The sequence below is a fragment of the Massilia sp. Root351 genome, from assembly GCF_001425045.1.
In the GTDB taxonomy this organism is placed as follows: domain Bacteria; phylum Pseudomonadota; class Gammaproteobacteria; order Burkholderiales; family Burkholderiaceae_D; genus Rugamonas.
This window is the reverse complement of sequence record NZ_LMDJ01000033.1, coordinates 356,225-370,584: the sequence shown is the minus strand read 5'-3', so window position 1 is coordinate 370,584 and position 14,360 is coordinate 356,225. Positions and strand designations below refer to the sequence as shown.

15 protein-coding genes, 6 tRNA genes and 1 pseudogene are annotated in these 14,360 nt (G+C 61.0%); 6 read left to right on the top strand and 16 right to left on the bottom strand.

Annotated elements, in window-relative coordinates:
• Positions 1–132: 132 nt before the first annotated feature.
• The 3 genes from ASD15_RS26750 (at position 133) to ASD15_RS26740 (ending at position 2,206) form a co-directional block, all read left to right on the top strand.
• On the top strand, positions 133–789 hold the full coding sequence (locus tag ASD15_RS26750; RefSeq protein WP_229418343.1) for an SOS response-associated peptidase: 657 nt from the start codon (positions 133–135) through the stop codon (positions 787–789).
• Between the two features lie 385 nt (positions 790–1,174).
• Positions 1,175–1,651 (top strand): hypothetical protein, encoded by a 477-nt coding sequence (locus tag ASD15_RS26745; protein ID WP_057158050.1) that lies wholly within the window; start codon positions 1,175–1,177, stop codon positions 1,649–1,651.
• Between the two features lie 9 nt (positions 1,652–1,660).
• Entirely contained in the window at positions 1,661–2,206 is a 546-nt protein-coding gene (locus tag ASD15_RS26740) for a hypothetical protein (RefSeq protein ID WP_057158049.1), read from the top strand.
• Between the two features lie 31 nt (positions 2,207–2,237).
• Here ASD15_RS26740 and ASD15_RS26735 read toward each other — a convergent pair whose 3' ends face one another.
• The gene (locus tag ASD15_RS26735; protein WP_057158048.1) at positions 2,238–2,582 is read right to left on the bottom strand and encodes a KfrB domain-containing protein; all 345 of its coding nucleotides are present in this window, start codon (positions 2,580–2,582) and stop codon (positions 2,238–2,240) included.
• 25 nt (positions 2,583–2,607) lie between these two features.
• On the bottom strand, positions 2,608–3,405 hold the full coding sequence (locus ASD15_RS26730) for a DNA-binding protein (RefSeq protein WP_162249949.1): 798 nt from the start codon (positions 3,403–3,405) through the stop codon (positions 2,608–2,610).
• Positions 3,406–3,570: 165 nt separating this feature from the next.
• On the opposite strand from ASD15_RS26730, the gene ASD15_RS26725 reads away from it, so the two are divergent.
• Complete coding sequence (locus ASD15_RS26725; RefSeq protein WP_057158090.1) at positions 3,571–4,779, top strand: hypothetical protein; 1,209 nt, start codon at positions 3,571–3,573, stop codon at positions 4,777–4,779.
• Positions 4,780–4,833: 54 nt separating this feature from the next.
• Here ASD15_RS26725 and ASD15_RS26720 read toward each other — a convergent pair whose 3' ends face one another.
• Together ASD15_RS26720 and kleE are read right to left on the bottom strand one after the other, a co-directional pair.
• On the bottom strand, positions 4,834–5,847 hold the full coding sequence (locus ASD15_RS26720; RefSeq protein ID WP_057158046.1) for a ParB/RepB/Spo0J family partition protein: 1,014 nt from the start codon (positions 5,845–5,847) through the stop codon (positions 4,834–4,836).
• Positions 5,848–5,898: 51 nt separating this feature from the next.
• Positions 5,899–6,219, bottom strand: a complete 321-nt coding sequence (kleE, locus tag ASD15_RS26715; protein ID WP_057158045.1) for a KleE stable inheritance protein — start codon at positions 6,217–6,219, stop codon at positions 5,899–5,901.
• A gap of 287 nt (positions 6,220–6,506) precedes the next feature.
• Here kleE and ASD15_RS26710 point away from each other — a divergent pair, with 287 nt between their 5' ends.
• Together ASD15_RS26710 and ASD15_RS26705 are read left to right on the top strand one after the other, a co-directional pair.
• Positions 6,507–6,941 (top strand): hypothetical protein, encoded by a 435-nt coding sequence (locus ASD15_RS26710; RefSeq protein ID WP_157201160.1) that lies wholly within the window; start codon positions 6,507–6,509, stop codon positions 6,939–6,941.
• A 467-nt stretch (positions 6,942–7,408) separates the two neighbouring features.
• Complete coding sequence (locus ASD15_RS26705; protein WP_082552179.1) at positions 7,409–7,777, top strand: helix-turn-helix domain-containing protein; 369 nt, start codon at positions 7,409–7,411, stop codon at positions 7,775–7,777.
• A gap of 19 nt (positions 7,778–7,796) precedes the next feature.
• Here the strand turns inward: ASD15_RS26705 and ASD15_RS33425 are convergent.
• From ASD15_RS33425 to recO, 12 genes and pseudogenes are all read right to left on the bottom strand, one after another.
• Positions 7,797–8,549: pseudogene (locus ASD15_RS33425) on the bottom strand (site-specific integrase).
• A 495-nt stretch (positions 8,550–9,044) separates the two neighbouring features.
• Positions 9,045–9,118 (bottom strand) — tRNA-Cys (locus tag ASD15_RS26690).
• Positions 9,119–9,169: 51 nt separating this feature from the next.
• Positions 9,170–9,245 (bottom strand) — tRNA-Gly (locus ASD15_RS26685).
• A gap of 27 nt (positions 9,246–9,272) precedes the next feature.
• A tRNA-Gly gene (locus ASD15_RS26680) sits at positions 9,273–9,348 on the bottom strand.
• 30 nt (positions 9,349–9,378) lie between these two features.
• Positions 9,379–9,454: transfer RNA gene (locus ASD15_RS26675), tRNA-Gly, on the bottom strand.
• Between the two features lie 55 nt (positions 9,455–9,509).
• Positions 9,510–9,585 (bottom strand) — tRNA-Gly (locus ASD15_RS26670).
• 43 nt (positions 9,586–9,628) lie between these two features.
• A tRNA-Gly gene (locus tag ASD15_RS26665) sits at positions 9,629–9,704 on the bottom strand.
• A 95-nt stretch (positions 9,705–9,799) separates the two neighbouring features.
• On the bottom strand, positions 9,800–10,390 hold the full coding sequence (pgsA, locus tag ASD15_RS26660; protein WP_057158040.1) for a CDP-diacylglycerol--glycerol-3-phosphate 3-phosphatidyltransferase: 591 nt from the start codon (positions 10,388–10,390) through the stop codon (positions 9,800–9,802).
• Positions 10,391–10,480: 90 nt separating this feature from the next.
• On the bottom strand, positions 10,481–12,358 hold the full coding sequence (gene uvrC, locus ASD15_RS26655) for an excinuclease ABC subunit UvrC (protein WP_057158039.1): 1,878 nt from the start codon (positions 12,356–12,358) through the stop codon (positions 10,481–10,483).
• A 4-nt stretch (positions 12,359–12,362) separates the two neighbouring features.
• Positions 12,363–12,764, bottom strand: coding sequence for a holo-ACP synthase (gene acpS, locus ASD15_RS26650; RefSeq protein ID WP_057158038.1), 402 nt, complete (start codon positions 12,762–12,764; stop codon positions 12,363–12,365).
• Positions 12,761–13,525 (bottom strand): pyridoxine 5'-phosphate synthase, encoded by a 765-nt coding sequence (gene pdxJ / locus ASD15_RS26645; protein WP_057158037.1) that lies wholly within the window; start codon positions 13,523–13,525, stop codon positions 12,761–12,763. Before pdxJ ends, acpS begins: the two co-directional genes overlap by 4 nt.
• A 36-nt stretch (positions 13,526–13,561) precedes the next feature.
• Entirely contained in the window at positions 13,562–14,338 is a 777-nt protein-coding gene (gene recO / locus ASD15_RS26640; protein WP_057158036.1) for a DNA repair protein RecO, read from the bottom strand.
• Positions 14,339–14,360: the final 22 nt, after the last annotated feature.

Here is a 14,360-nt window from a genome sequence, read left to right as displayed (position 1 = left end):
CAGCGCGCTCCATCACTTCGGGGGAAAACTTCGTGGATTTTCGTTTCATGGCTCCATTCTCTCAGATGTTGGAGCCTCCCAGATTTCCGGTCCGGTTCACAACCGCCAACTCCAGAGATGTTAAATGCTGTCATGGGGACGCTGATCGACCTGCATGACGTGGGTCGCTGGAAGCCAGAAACTTGGAAAGACTATGGCGCGCCCGTTGTTCGACGCAACTCGAGCGGCCATCGGGAGGGAATGCTGGCTACCTACGGCATGGTTCCCAGACACCGCATACCCGCCGGCGTACGCCCTTTCGACACAATGAACGCACGATCGGAGACGGTGGGCCAACTGCGCTCATTCTCCGGTGCCTGGAAGCGTAATCAGCTGTGCCTGGTGCCGATGACCGCGTTCTATGAACCCAGCTATGAGAGCGGAAAAGCAGTGCGATGGGGAATCGGCATGGCCGACAAATCTATGTTCGCCGTCGCGGGCTTGTGGCGCGAATGGGAGGGTGCTGCGGGTTCAGAATATTCCTTTACGCAGCTGACCATCAACGCTGACGACCACGAACTGATGCGGCGCTTCCATAAACCGGGCGACGAGAAGCGCGCCCTCGTAATCGTGCCGCAAAGCGAATGGGACGACTGGCTGAACTGCTCCGACCCTGAATATGCGCGCAGCTTCCTGCGCCATTTTCCGGCAGCAAACATGACATCATGGGAGTGCGCTGTACCGCCACGCGGCAAGAAAATTGAAGCAGCCGATATGACAGGCGGGGGCAACTTGTCACTCGAATTTTAGGCCGCACATCCTCGCTATCAACTTCCTACGCAGCGAGCCAATCGGCGCGTTGGCTCTAACGCTCCAGCGAAGTTAGAGATTGCAGGAAAAATTGCGCTTAGCGTCTTAGGCTGAGGCGATTAGAGGACTTTTGGCTGGCCCAAGATCGAAATTTTTGGGCACAAATACCGAACCTAGATCCGATCATCGATAATGCCGGTCAGCCAGTCCAAATGGTTCTACAAGGGCGCTTACACGTCGCGTGAAGCCGATGCGAACCTTGAAGCGTCATGAGTTTTGCTGGGAAACGGGCGTCCCGCTACTAATACTCAACTCGGCATTGCATACCGGCCTTAGTTTATGCAAACATAAAGGCTAGGCTACACATCACGCTTGGAGACCCAGTTTGACGACGCAATTTTGTGACACGATTCTGATAGACGACCAGCGCGTCCCATTGCATTGCACGCCATTGAACCAGTACTGGGCACTAAGCGGCAACTCGCCGAAGTTCAAGATCAACTGCACAGCGTTGTGGCGCGGCTATACAGCCCATTGGGAACTGCTCAATGGCCGGCTCTATTTGATCAAGTTGAGTGGAACCCTAGAGGACCAGGGGGCCGCCAGTGTCCGCACGTTTTTCCCTGACTACCCCGACCGTGTCTTCGCGCACTGGTTTTCAGGTGAACTAATCATCCCCGACGGTGCGATGGTAAAACGCTATCACGCCGGCTTTGGTGGCGTCTGGGAACGCAGCATCAGAATCATAATGTCTCGCGGCGTCGCTGCCGGACGACGTGTGCTTCAAAGCACTGACCCTGAACTGCAGAACTCAGCAGAAGAAAAAGCACTCCGGCTTTTCGAATCCAAGGCCTGGGACTAGGCGTCTGACATGAAACTTCTACTATATATCTATCTCGCAGCCGGCATCGCCACTGCAGCAGCAGTGCTACTCCATAACCTGACAAGCCATCAGGAGCAACCGCGCACCGGCCTGGAGACATTAACGGCCCAAGCCAAGCGCCGACAGGTCTGGATTAAGGTAATTACCGCGCCGATTTTGGTGGCCTTGATACTTCTTGCTTGGCCGTTAGTTCTGATCCTGCTTTGGGATGAGCTACGCTCGCGCAAAAACCGTGAGACTTATACGACACGACCCTTTCGTATTGCGACACGTGATCTCGTTCGCTGCTTCACCGTCGAGCAAATTGAGGATCTCGAGTGCGTCCGTGATCCATTGGGTGCAGCCCCATGCGTCCCCTTTGGCCACCTTTATGCAAGCTGGCAGCAGTTCACTGAGCAACTGCTCCCGGACGATGTCATCTGGTCCTTCTCCACCCGCCGTCTATGCGAGTTTAAGCAAACTATATTTGAGGACGGCTACGTCATACTGCGGGGCGGCGAAATAGGTCCACATTACCTGACTCGATCCGCCTAAGCAGCCATCTGCAGCGGTCGGACGGTTTCGGCTACCGTTTTATGCCTCGATGATGAGCCGCTGGCGCCAAGCTTGTTTGGGCCTGATCAGCGTCATAGCGTATTGCTGCGTGCACACCAATGGTGGGGGCGGTTGAGAAGTCCGGCGTAGCGTGGCGCACGCACGTCTTTCCAACCTGCTGATAAACGTGCTGCTGATCGGTATGCAGTATCACGCCGTCATACGTCTTGCCTTTGTTGGCTACCGCCGCTGCGCTGATGTTATAGATGCCTGGCTGGATTTGGCCGGCCTTGCCAACCTTGGTCGTCACCCATTCATTGTCGTATTCGCTCTGGACGAGGCGCTGTCCGTTCATCACCACTACGCGCTGCTTCATCTTTCGCCTCTCCGCATTGAGACTGTCATCGGTGGTCCATTCTATTGTAGGGAGCTTCGCTATGTGGCACAGTTGCTGACGCACTGGACACGATCTGCATCAATTCCCGCTGCTGCTGTCGGGCAGCATCCAGTTCAGCCCGCAATAATGCCTCGGCTTGCCGAGCGTCGATGCGCACGGCAGCCAACTCCGAGGCATGAGCCTGAATCGCCTCGCGACCGCCGGCGTGGGCTGCAGCAAGTTCCTGGTGGGCATGATCAAGTTCGCGGCGTAGCTCATTGGCGCGCCGCGCCAATTCTTCCATTCGCGCAGCGTCACGGCTCGCATCTGATTCCAAGGTGGTCAGACGCGCACGCAAGCTGTCAACCTCGCCTTGCAGTGCCTTGCCGGTAGCGGCCGCGCTTTCGGCTTCATCGGCGGCGGCGCGCATCCCGATGCGAAGGCTCTCAAGCTCTGCCGCTTGGGCTTCGAATGCATCGGCCATTTCCTTGTTTAGCGTTTCAAGCTGGTTACGCTCGGCATCCCAAGCAGCCTGAGCAACGCCAAGCGATTCACCCGCGACGGCCTGCGCAACTTGCCACACTTGCGCCGCGAGCGTCGCCTGTACTTCCATGATTGCCGCCGGCACTTGCACTGCTGCGGGAACGGCACGGGCCATCTGATTGCGCCGCCACTCCCGCATGCCGCTGTTGGCATCGTTCATATTGACGCGCGCCGCCTTACGGACCGCATCAACGGTAGGATAGGCGGCCCGCCCATTCTGCTCATACAGATCCTCCGCCGCCGCGTAGATGCGCTCAATGGTGTCGCTGGCAGGTTTCATGATCGCCGCTCCGGTAGAAGTCATAATAAGAATAATACGATTACTATTCTTATCGACCTTGAGGCGGATCAAACGTGCGGCACGTTCATATGGTCGCCGAGAACCTGGGGCCATCCGCTCGGTAGGAATAGTATTATTCTTATTCTTATTACCGACTTGGCTCGCATGTCCTCTCCACAATGGCAATTCGCCGCCCGCTTCCGCCGCAATGCCTTTGGCTGGAAATCCGATACTCCCATCCTGCGGCTGAAGGAAGCCCTGGCCGAGATCAAGTCGGCCGCACGGGCCGACCCGCTTCTCGCTGCCGACGGCGCGGTAATTCTATTGGAAAAGCTCTCGCCAGCGATCAACCAGGTGGACAGCTCCTCCGGCGCCATCGGTTCGGCGGTGTGCCGCGCCATCGAGACGCTGGTGCCGCTGATCGCCGCAGCCCCCAGTACGAGCCTGGTCAGGCATCGCTGGCTGCAGCGCTTATGGGCTGCTGTCGAGGACGATGATGTCCCTTACCTGGAGTCGTTGACGGAATTCTGGGGCGAGCTGTGCGGTTCGCCGGAAACGGCGTCGGAGTGGGCGGACATCATGCTGCCGCCGGTTCAGGCGGCCAGGCAGCCCCGAGAGTCCCATACGAGGTATCTGAAGGAGACCACTGCCTGCCTGGCCTGCCTGTACGCCGCGCGCAGGCACGACGAATTGCTGGCACTACTGGAACAGGCGCCGTTCAAATGGTGGCACGATCACCGCTGGGGCGCCAAAGCGCTGCTGGCGCAAGGAAAAGTGGCGGACGCGATTGTCTACGCCGAAGCATCCAAAGGCCTCAACGCGCCGATGGGCGCCGTCGCCAGCTTCTGTGAAAGTGCGCTACTAGACGCCGGCCAAGTGGACGAGGCGTATGCCCGCTATGCCATGGCTGCCGTCCAAGGGGGCACCAATCTCGCGGTATTTAGGTCCGTCCGCAAGAAGTATCCTGGCGTGCCGGCCGACACCATCCTGCGCGATCTGGCCGCCAGGCAGCCGGGCCAGCAAGGAAAGTGGTTCGCCGCCGCCAAGGACTCAGGGCAGTACGAGCTTGCCATCGAATTCGCACGCCGCAGCCCGGCCGATCCGGGCACGCTGGCGCGCGCCGCACGCGATTTCGCAGAGCGCCAACCTAAATTCGCACTGGATGCAGCCATGGAAGCGCTCAAGGGTATCGCGCAGGGCTACGGCTACGGCATTACTCCGGCCGACGTACTGGAGGCGCATGCGGCGGCCGTGCGTGCTGCCGCCGCGCTCCAGCTTCCGGCGGATGCGGTGGGCGAGCGGCTGCATGCCTTGCTTGCCCATCCCGGCATTAACGGCGCCTTCATCTTGTCGGTGCTGGCACGGGTCAGGTAGCGCTTTGCGCGGCGCATCGGCGGTGCCGGATGTCGCCCCGAAAAGTGCGAAGGGTTAGCCTTCGATCAGCGCCACTAACTGGACATCGGCCAAATCGACTTCGGCCAGTTCGCAATCGTCGTCATAACGCAGCCATGCCTTGCCCACGGCGGTGGGACGGCGCCGTATCAGCAAGCGCCCCTCCCTGCCATCATGCCGCACTGCCAGTACCGGGTTCACCCAGGACGTCGGCTTGTCGATGTGCGTGTCGCCAATCCCGTGCTTCGGCGCGCCAGCGATGACCACCTCCGGACTAGGGACGCTAGGCGCCTCGGCGCCTTTTCGCATGCTAGCTTTCTGATCTATGAAAGCACGCAACATGCGCACCGACCGCCGGGTCACTTCCTGCGTCTCGTCCGACAGCCAGGCCGCGACATCGGCCGGTGACTTGCGATACACGAACACCAGTTCGTTGACCAGCGTGACGTCCCGCACGCGGCCGCCGCTGAAGGCATCTGCAATGGTTCCGGGAAGGTCCAGCAACGCCGCGTGCTGCGTTACGAAGGCGGCAGACTTGCTGATCTGACGCGCGATTTCGCCCTTCTTCAGTCCCTTCGCCAGTTCGCGGCCGATGTAGTCCGCGATCTCGCGCGCGGTCAACTCGTTGCGGTGCAGGTTCTCCACCACTTGGTCGGCCAGGTTGTAGTTGGCGTCGATGAAGCCGGGCACGGTGGCCATTCCTGCCAGGCGTGAAGCGCGGTAGCGGCGCGCGCCATGGTTGATCAGGTACCGCCCCGGCGCGTCCGGATTGGGGCGCACAGAAATTGGCGTTTTCACGCCACGCAGTTTGATCGCGGCGGCAAGCTCGGTCAGGCTCTTCGGGGAGAAGCCGGGATTGTTCTTCGTGCGGGGCTGCTCCGGATCTTCGTCGATCAGATCCAGAGGCAAGGCGATCGGCCCTCCCCGCGCCGCCTCGGCCGCCAGCAATTGCACTTTGCCTGCCACGACATCACCTTTGCCCACTTGATCCACCGGCGCCAGCCGCTGCAACGCGTCCGATTTGGATCGCTCCTTGAAAACGCTGTTCATTCCAAACCCGTCATGTTTGAGTCCTCGTTCTTTTTGGCAGGTCCGCCTGGCTCACCGGCGCGGCAACGGCGGCACGTAAAGCACCAAGTAGGCCAAGGCGCCGATTATCAGCATATGCATCAAAGCGGCAAAGCCGGTCAGCCCGCCAATGAAGGCAAAACGCAGCAACTGGATAAACAGGTCCAGCGCGACAAACCAGCGCAGCACCGGCCAGGTGCAAGCGACGAAGGCGATGAATAGGCGGTAGAGCGCTTGGATAATCGGGTTCTCCCATAACTCTCGCCACGGATGTGCCATGCCACTCAACGGAGACTGGGAGGTCCGCCCGGCCTGTGCCCGGGGCATTTTGGGAAACTGAAAAATCCGAGCCATGGCCGCCACTCCTTTGCGCGCACGACGCGCTCACGATCATAGTCACACCGCTACGGCGGCGTGTATTGATCCAGATCAAACGAACACACCGTCCAACGCCGCCTTTAGCGGCTAAAGCGCAGCCGATGCGCGAGCAAGTACCCATCGGAAATCCTACTTCACAAACATTTGATCAATTCGATATGCGCGACGCGTTGTACTTTCAAACGTCACCATAGACGCCTAAAACTGAAAGCGGAAATTCGGAATATCGGTTGTTCAACCGCTGTTGTGACGAGGAGGCTACCGTGAGCGAACATATGCTGCATCTTCAGAGCCCAGATCGCTGGGATGACATGGCCGCCATAGTCGGCGACCGGACGGCGCTGGAGGCCCTGCGCAACGCGGTGGAGGCGGCCCTATCCACCGGCGCCGGTGGCGCCTTCCTGTTCAGTTCGGACGGCGAAGGGTATGCGCTCGCCGTGGCGCTCGAGGAGAATATGTGGGACGTGCAGACCGCCTATGCCGGGGAAATGGAGCCTGTACGGTCGTTGCGCGAGGTCGTCCCGTTACGTGAAGTCGAGAACTTTCAATCCGCGCTGCACCAAGCCATGCGGATGCGCGAGCAATTTTCACGGGTGCCCGGCCAAGATCGCAGCCGGTCGGAACTCCAGCCACTGCCCCCCACCGCCGCCCGCCCGCTTCCGAGGCAGAGCGTGATTGGCGCCGGGGACGGCAAATGAAACGCTCCAACTTGCCGCGCGCCGGTTCAGAAACAGGCAGCGAATCCTATCCACCATACCCCGAATGGGAAAACACAGTGTGGCAGGGAGAATGGCGATCCAGTGCCTACGGCGAATGCGAAACCCGGCCCAGTGTCGTCCAATCGTTACGCTGTTCCCACACGGCCTTGGCGGTCTCATACGGCGGGGGCGACTGCACGCCCTCCTACCACCATGAGGCCTACCCAACGCCAGAACAAGCGATTGCAAAAGCCCTAAGCAGGGAAGCGCGCTGGCACCGAGAAGCGTATGAACCTGAGGATGCGGGCGGGACCATCAGACACGCAAGCCTAAGCCGGAAAGTAAGCGAAAAAAATGGCAGAAGCCGTTAGTACCTTGCTCAAGTCATTCGGCAAGTGAACGCGGGACTGTGTTGCGCGCGGCGTATGGCTGCACCGCATTTCGCTAACAACAGTATCGAGGGCCTTATGGACAACCCCGACACCCTCAACGTCACGCAAGCGGCGGCGCTGCTATTCGCCGACACGGACACTGTCCTGCTGTTGGCCAGGCAGGGGGCGCTACCTGGGACTAAGATCGGAAAATGCTGGGTCTTTCTGCGTGACGATATTCTGGAGTTTCTCCGGCGGCGCATTCAACAGGACACGGACGAGCGGCGCCGCCTGCTTGATCAGCCAAAAATGCCGGTGGCCGAACTGGTGCCGGTGCCCAACAGAGGACGGCGGCGCAACGCATTGCCAGTACTACCCAGCCTGGCGCCGCCCTCAAGCGGCCCGAGCAGTTCAAACGTTGACGCTGCGCGCAAGCCACAAGGCTTGAGAGAACGTTCGACTTAGCTGTCAATCCAGCAGCGCTCTACCAGAGCCGCAAAGCTAGCTCGCTGCCGCGCAGGCTCGCGTAGCGCTTGAGCATCCGCAAATCCTTGTGTCCGGTGATCTTCGCGATCAGCACGTCGGACAAACTGGTTTTTTCGTAGAGCCTGCATGTCGCTTCATGCCGCAAATCGTGAAATTTAAAGCCGGCGACCTTGGCTTCCACGAAAATAGTTTTGAACAGGCGCGAGACGTCCGCACTGACCTCGTCCAGCACCCTCACCGACAGGTCGCCGTTCCAGTATGGGAACAGCCGGCCATTCCGCTCTTTGATATCGGCCGCATGCCGCTTTATCTAGTCCGTGAGCATTGCCAGAGCGGGCGTCGTCAGGGGGACTTGGCGGCTGTCGCCGTTTTTGGTTCGCGACAGCTGTATCGTTTTTTGATGCAGCACCACCTGAGATTTGTCCAAGGTATAGCACTCGCGCATGCGCATCGCTGTCTCAAGGGCCATCACGAAAAAGCACAGCTCGATATCGCGACCTTCCATCACGGCCAGAATCCGCTGCTCCTCGCCCTGCTCCAGCCGCCGGTCGCGCTCCTCGTCGATCTTGGCGTGCTTTCCCTGCTTGGCCAGGTGCCGGCCATCCTCCGGTGTGTAGGTGGCGAAGCCGCGTTTGAGTAGCCGCAGCGGATTCTGTGCCATGATCTCGGGCCGAGCCCGTGTCATCCAGTCGAAACAGCGCGCCAGGGCACCATGCCGATGGTGGATGGTCGACGGTGCGAGATTGTCCATGCGCTTCATTTTTGCGATCCAGGCTTCCGCCCAAGCATAGTTCAACTCACCCGAGACCAACGTCGCCACCGACGGCATCAACGTATCGAGCAATTTTTGATCGGACACCGGCACGGGATTGTTTCTCTGGTATTCCACGATGCAGCGGTGAACCGTCCAGAGCTCCTGCTTGGCTTTGCTGCGCTCGAGCAGCGAGGCCGGCACGATGCCCTGCGCCAGCAGCGCTTCCAGCTGCTTGGTGTACGCATCAGCCTGCTCAAAGGTGTCAAAGGTCATCCAAAGCCGCTTGGGCAGCAGCTTGTTCTGGAAGCACACCTGGTACGTGCCGGTGGCGGTTTGCTTGATGGAGGCCATGACAACAGCATAGACCAAACAGAAAAGGTGTCAAATATGCAAAACGGCAAGAAGGCCGTTGCAGCGCACGGTGTACCGCTAATGCGTAGCGGTTCAGGATCATCCTGAACCGTCATACAATGCGCTAAATGCTTGATATTATGGAGGCGAGGATCGGAGTCGAACCGACCTAGACGGCTTTGCAGGCCGCTGCATAACCGCTTTGCTACCTCGCCGAGGGAGACTTGTCTGAAACGGCAGCCGGTTAATCTCTGCCATTCGAATTCTGGAGCGGGAGAAGAGTCTCGAACTCTCGACCTCAACCTTGGCAAGGTTGCGCTCTACCAACTGAGCTACTCCCGCATTGGAGTGTGTACTGCCGCAAAACCGTGGAGCGGGAGAAGAGTCTCGAACTCTCGACCTCAACCTTGGCAAGGTTGCGCTCTACCAACTGAGCTACTCCCGCATTGGAGTTTTGATACTATCCTGTAAAACCTGGAGCGGGAGAAGAGTCTCGAACTCTCGACCTCAACCTTGGCAAGGTTGCGCTCTACCAACTGAGCTACTCCCGCATGGAGTCTTACATTTTTGCTGCCCTAACACGCCAATCTTGTGCCACACAGAGACTGGAGCGGGAGAAGAGTCTCGAACTCTCGACCTCAACCTTGGCAAGGTTGCGCTCTACCAACTGAGCTACTCCCGCGTTAGGAACCGCATTATCGCAGAAACATTCTCGCACTGCAAACTGGAGCGGGAGAAGAGTCTCGAACTCTCGACCTCAACCTTGGCAAGGTTGCGCTCTACCAACTGAGCTACTCCCGCTTCGCTTTTTGCTGCGCGTTGTTATCAACAACAGGCCAGCATTATAGAGCATGGGAGCGGACTGTCAAGAGTGAAAACTTGCAAAACTAAATGATTTATTTCATTTCCAGCATGCCGCTCTTTTCCTTGATCAGCGGCCAGGCCTTCTGCAGGTAGTAGAACATGGACCACACGGTCAGCACGGCGGCCACCCACAGCAGCTTCTCGCCCCAGAAGTGGGTATCGACTGCGCCGAACAGGATATCGTGGAACAGCAGCAGCGGAATGGCGGTCATCTGGGCGGCGGTCTTGATCTTGCCGATGGAGTTCACCGCCACCGACTTGGAGGCGCCGATCTGCGCCATCCACTCGCGCAACGCGGAGATGGTGATCTCGCGGCCGATGATGATGAAGGCGATGATGGCGTTGCAGCGGTCCAGCTGCACCAGCACCAGCAAGGCGCCGGCCACCATCAGCTTGTCGGCCACCGGGTCGAGGAAGGCGCCGAAGGCCGAAGTCTGGTTCCAGCGGCGGGCCAGGAAGCCGTCGAACCAGTCGGTGATGGCGGCGACGATGAACACCAGGGTGGCGCCCAGATTACGGTCGCTGACCGGCAGCCAGGCCGGCGGCAGGTAGTACACGCCTACCACCAGAGGGATCAGCGCAACGCGCAACCAGGTCAGCAAAATCGGGATATTGAAGGGCATAAGTGACAGCAGCTCTGTGGCGAGTTAATTATTATGAATGCGCCGCTAGTCTACCTTGCCACAGTGCTTAGCACCAGCAAACGCGCGCCCTTAGTGCAGCTGTTTGTAGATTTCTTCGGCCAAGGCGCTGGAAATGCCGTCTACCGACATCAAATCCTCCACGCTGGCGTTGACCACGCCGCGCAGCCCGCCAAAGCGCGCCAGCAGCTTCTGGCGCCGCTTCACGCCGATGCCCTCGATCTCTTCCAGGCGCGAGGTCTGGCGCGTCTTGGCGCGCTTGGCGCGCATGCCGGTGATGGCGAAGCGGTGCGCCTCGTCGCGGATCTGCGCCACCAGCATCAGCGCGGCCGATTCCTTGCCCAGCTCCTGCGGCGCGCGGCCGTCCACGAACACCAGCGTCTCCAGGCCCACGCGGCGGCCCTCCCCTTTCGCCACGCCCACGATCAGGCCGATGTCCAGGCCCAGCTCGGAGAACACCTGGCGCGCTATCTCGACCTGGCCCTTGCCGCCGTCGATCAGCACCACGTCCGGCATCACGCCGTCGCCGTTGGCCACCTTCTCGTAGCGGCGCATCAGTACTTGGCGCATGGCGGCGTAGTCGTCGCCGGGGGTGATGTCGTTGATGTTATAGCGGCGGTATTCGCCGTTCTGCATCTGGTGGTGGTGGAACACCACACAGGAAGCCTGCGTGGCTTCGCCCTGCGTGTGCGAGATGTCGAAGCATTCCACGCGTAGCGCGTCCAGGTCTTCCGTCTCCAGGCTCAGGGCCTCGGCCAGCGCACGCGTGCGCGACTGCTGCGAGCCCTGCTCGGACAGCAGGCGCGCCAGCGAGATCTCGGCGCCCTTCTGCGCCAGTTCCAGCCATTGCCTGCGCTGGCCCTGCGGCTGGAAGATCAGGTTGATGCGGTGGCCGCACTGCTCCTGCAGCGCGATCATCAGCTCGGGCTGGTCGTATTCGATGTTCAGGATCAGCGTGCCGGGAATGAATTTTTCGGTGTAGTGCTGCACCAGGAAGGCGCTCAGCACCTCCACTTCGGGCGCGGCTTCCGCGATTGCGGCGGCGTCGCCGAAGTGGCTCGGGAAGTAGGCGCGGTCGCCCAGGTGGCGGCCGCCGCGCACCATGGCCAGGTTGACGCAGGCGCGCCCGCCCTGCACGATCACGGCGATGATGTCGACGTCGGCGTCGCCGGTGGTTTCCATGCTTTGCTGGTGCAGCACCTTGCTCAGCGACTGGATCTGGTTGCGCACGCCGGCGGCCTGCTCGAACTTCAGCTCGGCCGCGTAGCCGTGCATCTTCTTCTCCAGGTCTTCCATCACTTCGCTGGTGCGCCCGCGCAGGAAGCGCGCGGCATTGTCCACGTCCACCTTATAGTCCTCCGGCGCGATCAAGTCCACGCAGGGCGCGCTGCAGCGGCCGATCTGGTTCAGCAAGCAGGGGCGCGTGCGGTTGGCGTACACGCTGTCCTCGCAGGTGCGCAGGTGGAACACCTTCTGCAGGATCTGCATGGATTCCTTCACCGCCCAGGCGCTGGGGAAAGGCCCGAAATACTGGTTCCTCTTGTCCACCGAGCCGCGGTAGTAGACCATGCGCGGCACGGCGTCGCCGGTGATCTTCAGGTAGGGGTAGCTCTTGTCGTCGCGGAACAGGATGTTGAAGCGCGGCTGCAGCGCCTTGATCAGGTTGTTCTCAAGGATCAGCGCTTCGGCTTCGCTATGCGTGACGGTGGTTTCCAGGCGCGCAATGCGCTCCACCATCATGGCGATGCGCGGACTGGCCAGGTTCTTCTGGAAGTAGCTCGACACGCGCTTTTTCAGGTCGCGCGCCTTGCCCACGTAGAGCACGTTGTCGTTGGCGTCGAAATAGCGGTACACGCCGGGCAGGCCGGGCAGCTTGGCGACAGTGGCCAGCACCTGGTCGCGCGGGTCGGGTGCGGCGGGCGCCGCTGCGTCGGTATTTGCGTCGTTCATTGCTCTACTTCTGTTCTGGCGCCTGCTCCACCACGACGAAGGCGACGGCGTAGTCCGCCTCGTCGCTCACCGTCACATGGGACGACAGGCGGTTCTGCTGCATGAATTCTGCCAGCGTGCCGGTGCACACCATGACCGGCTTGCCGTTCGCCTGGTTCAGCAGCTGGGCGTTGTGCAAGGTCATGGGCGTGGCAACGCCGGTACCGATGGCTTTGCCGAAGGCTTCCTTGGCGGCGAAACGGGTGGCGACAAAACGGTGCGCGCGCACCGGGCTGACGGCTTTGCGCGCGCGGTAGATCTCCAGCTCATCCGGCCCCAGCACCTTGTCGGCAAAGCGTTCGCTGCGCGCGAGCGCATCGGCCACGCGGCCGATCTGGCAGATGTCGGTGCCGATGCCGAAGATCATTTTGCCAATGCGGCTACGCGGGTGGCGGTCATGATGGCCTTCATCTCGCGCACGGCGTTTTCCCAGCCGACGAACACGGCGTGGGCGACGATGGCGTGGCCGATGTTCAGTTCCGCGATGTCCGGGATCGCGGCGATGGCTTGCACGTTGGTGTAGTGCAGGCCATGGCCGGCATTGACCTTCAGGCCGCGCTGGACGCCGAAGCGCGTGCCGGCCTTGATGCGTTCCAGTTCGGCGGCCTGCTCGGCGCCTTCGGTGTCCGCGTAGCGGCCAGTGTGCAGCTCGATGACGGGTGCGCCGGCTTCGGCGGCGGCGGCGATCTGCTGCTCGTCGGCGTCGATGAACAGCGACACGCGGATGCCTTCGGCCTGCAGCTGCTTGATGGCGGCTTGCACGTCGTTGAAGTGGCCCGCCACATCGAGGCCGCCTTCTGTGGTCACTTCGGTGCGTTTTTCCGGCACCAGGCAGACGTCGGCCGGCTTGATCAGGCAGGCGAAGTCCAGCATTTCCTTGGTCACGGCGGCTTCCAGGTTCATCCGGGTAACCAGCTGCGGCGCCAGCGCGATCACGTCGGCGTCCTTGATGTGGCGGCGGTCTTCGCGCAGATGCAGCGTGATGCAGTCGGCGCCGGCCTGCTCGGCCAGCAGCGCGGCGCGGATCGGGTCCGGGTAAGCGGTGCCGCGCGCGTTGCGCAGGGTGGCGACGTGGTCGATGTTGACGCCCAGGTCGATGACCGGGCCGGACGGGTACAGGAAGCTCATAGGATTCTCAATAACGGCAGGGTTAAAGCTGCAAGGTTAAAGCTGCGATAAGTCTATCAGTATCTGGCGCGTGTTCAACGGCGCGCCTCCCAGGTGGTGCGCCAGCAAAAAGCGCATCAGTTGTTTGCTTTGCGCCTGCGTGGCGGCATCTTGGTAATCCTCGCGCTCCATGTCGAGCAGCGTCTTGCCCGTTACGCGCGGCGCGGCGTCGCCGGCCTGCTCGGGGCGCGGACCGCGCTCGGGGTCCACCACGTAGACCACCTCGGGCAGCACGCGCGCGCGGGTGGCGGTGCAGCGCGCCAGGTCGGCGGCCACGCCCGTTTCCTTAAGTAAGGCCCGTTCGAATTTTCGCAAGCAAATGGGTGCGGGTTCATTGTGCGCCAGCTGGTTCAGCGTGGCGACGTAATGGTCGAACAAGGCGGGATGGGCATCGTCGCGTGCGAGCAGCTTGACCAGCAGTTCGTTGAGGTAGAAGCCGCACAGCAGCGCGGTCTTTTCGAGCGGCAGCATGCCGCCCACCCATTCGGCGTCGGTCAGGGTGCGCAGTTCGTTCTTGCCGACGAAGCCGGCAGACAGGGGCTGGAAGGTTTGCAGCACGCCGCGCAGTTGCGAGTGCGGGCGCTTGGCGCCTTTCGCGATCAGGGCCACGCGGCCGTAGTCGCGCGTCAGCATGTCGACGATAAGGCTGGTTTCCTTGTAGGGATAGGAGTGCAGCACGAAGGCCGGCTGCCCCGCCACGCGCGTGCCGGTGGTGCGCTCGCGCGACGGTGCGCGCGGACGTTTTACCGGCTCGGCAGTGACGGCATCGGACATTGCAGTGGGTGGTCCTGTGCGC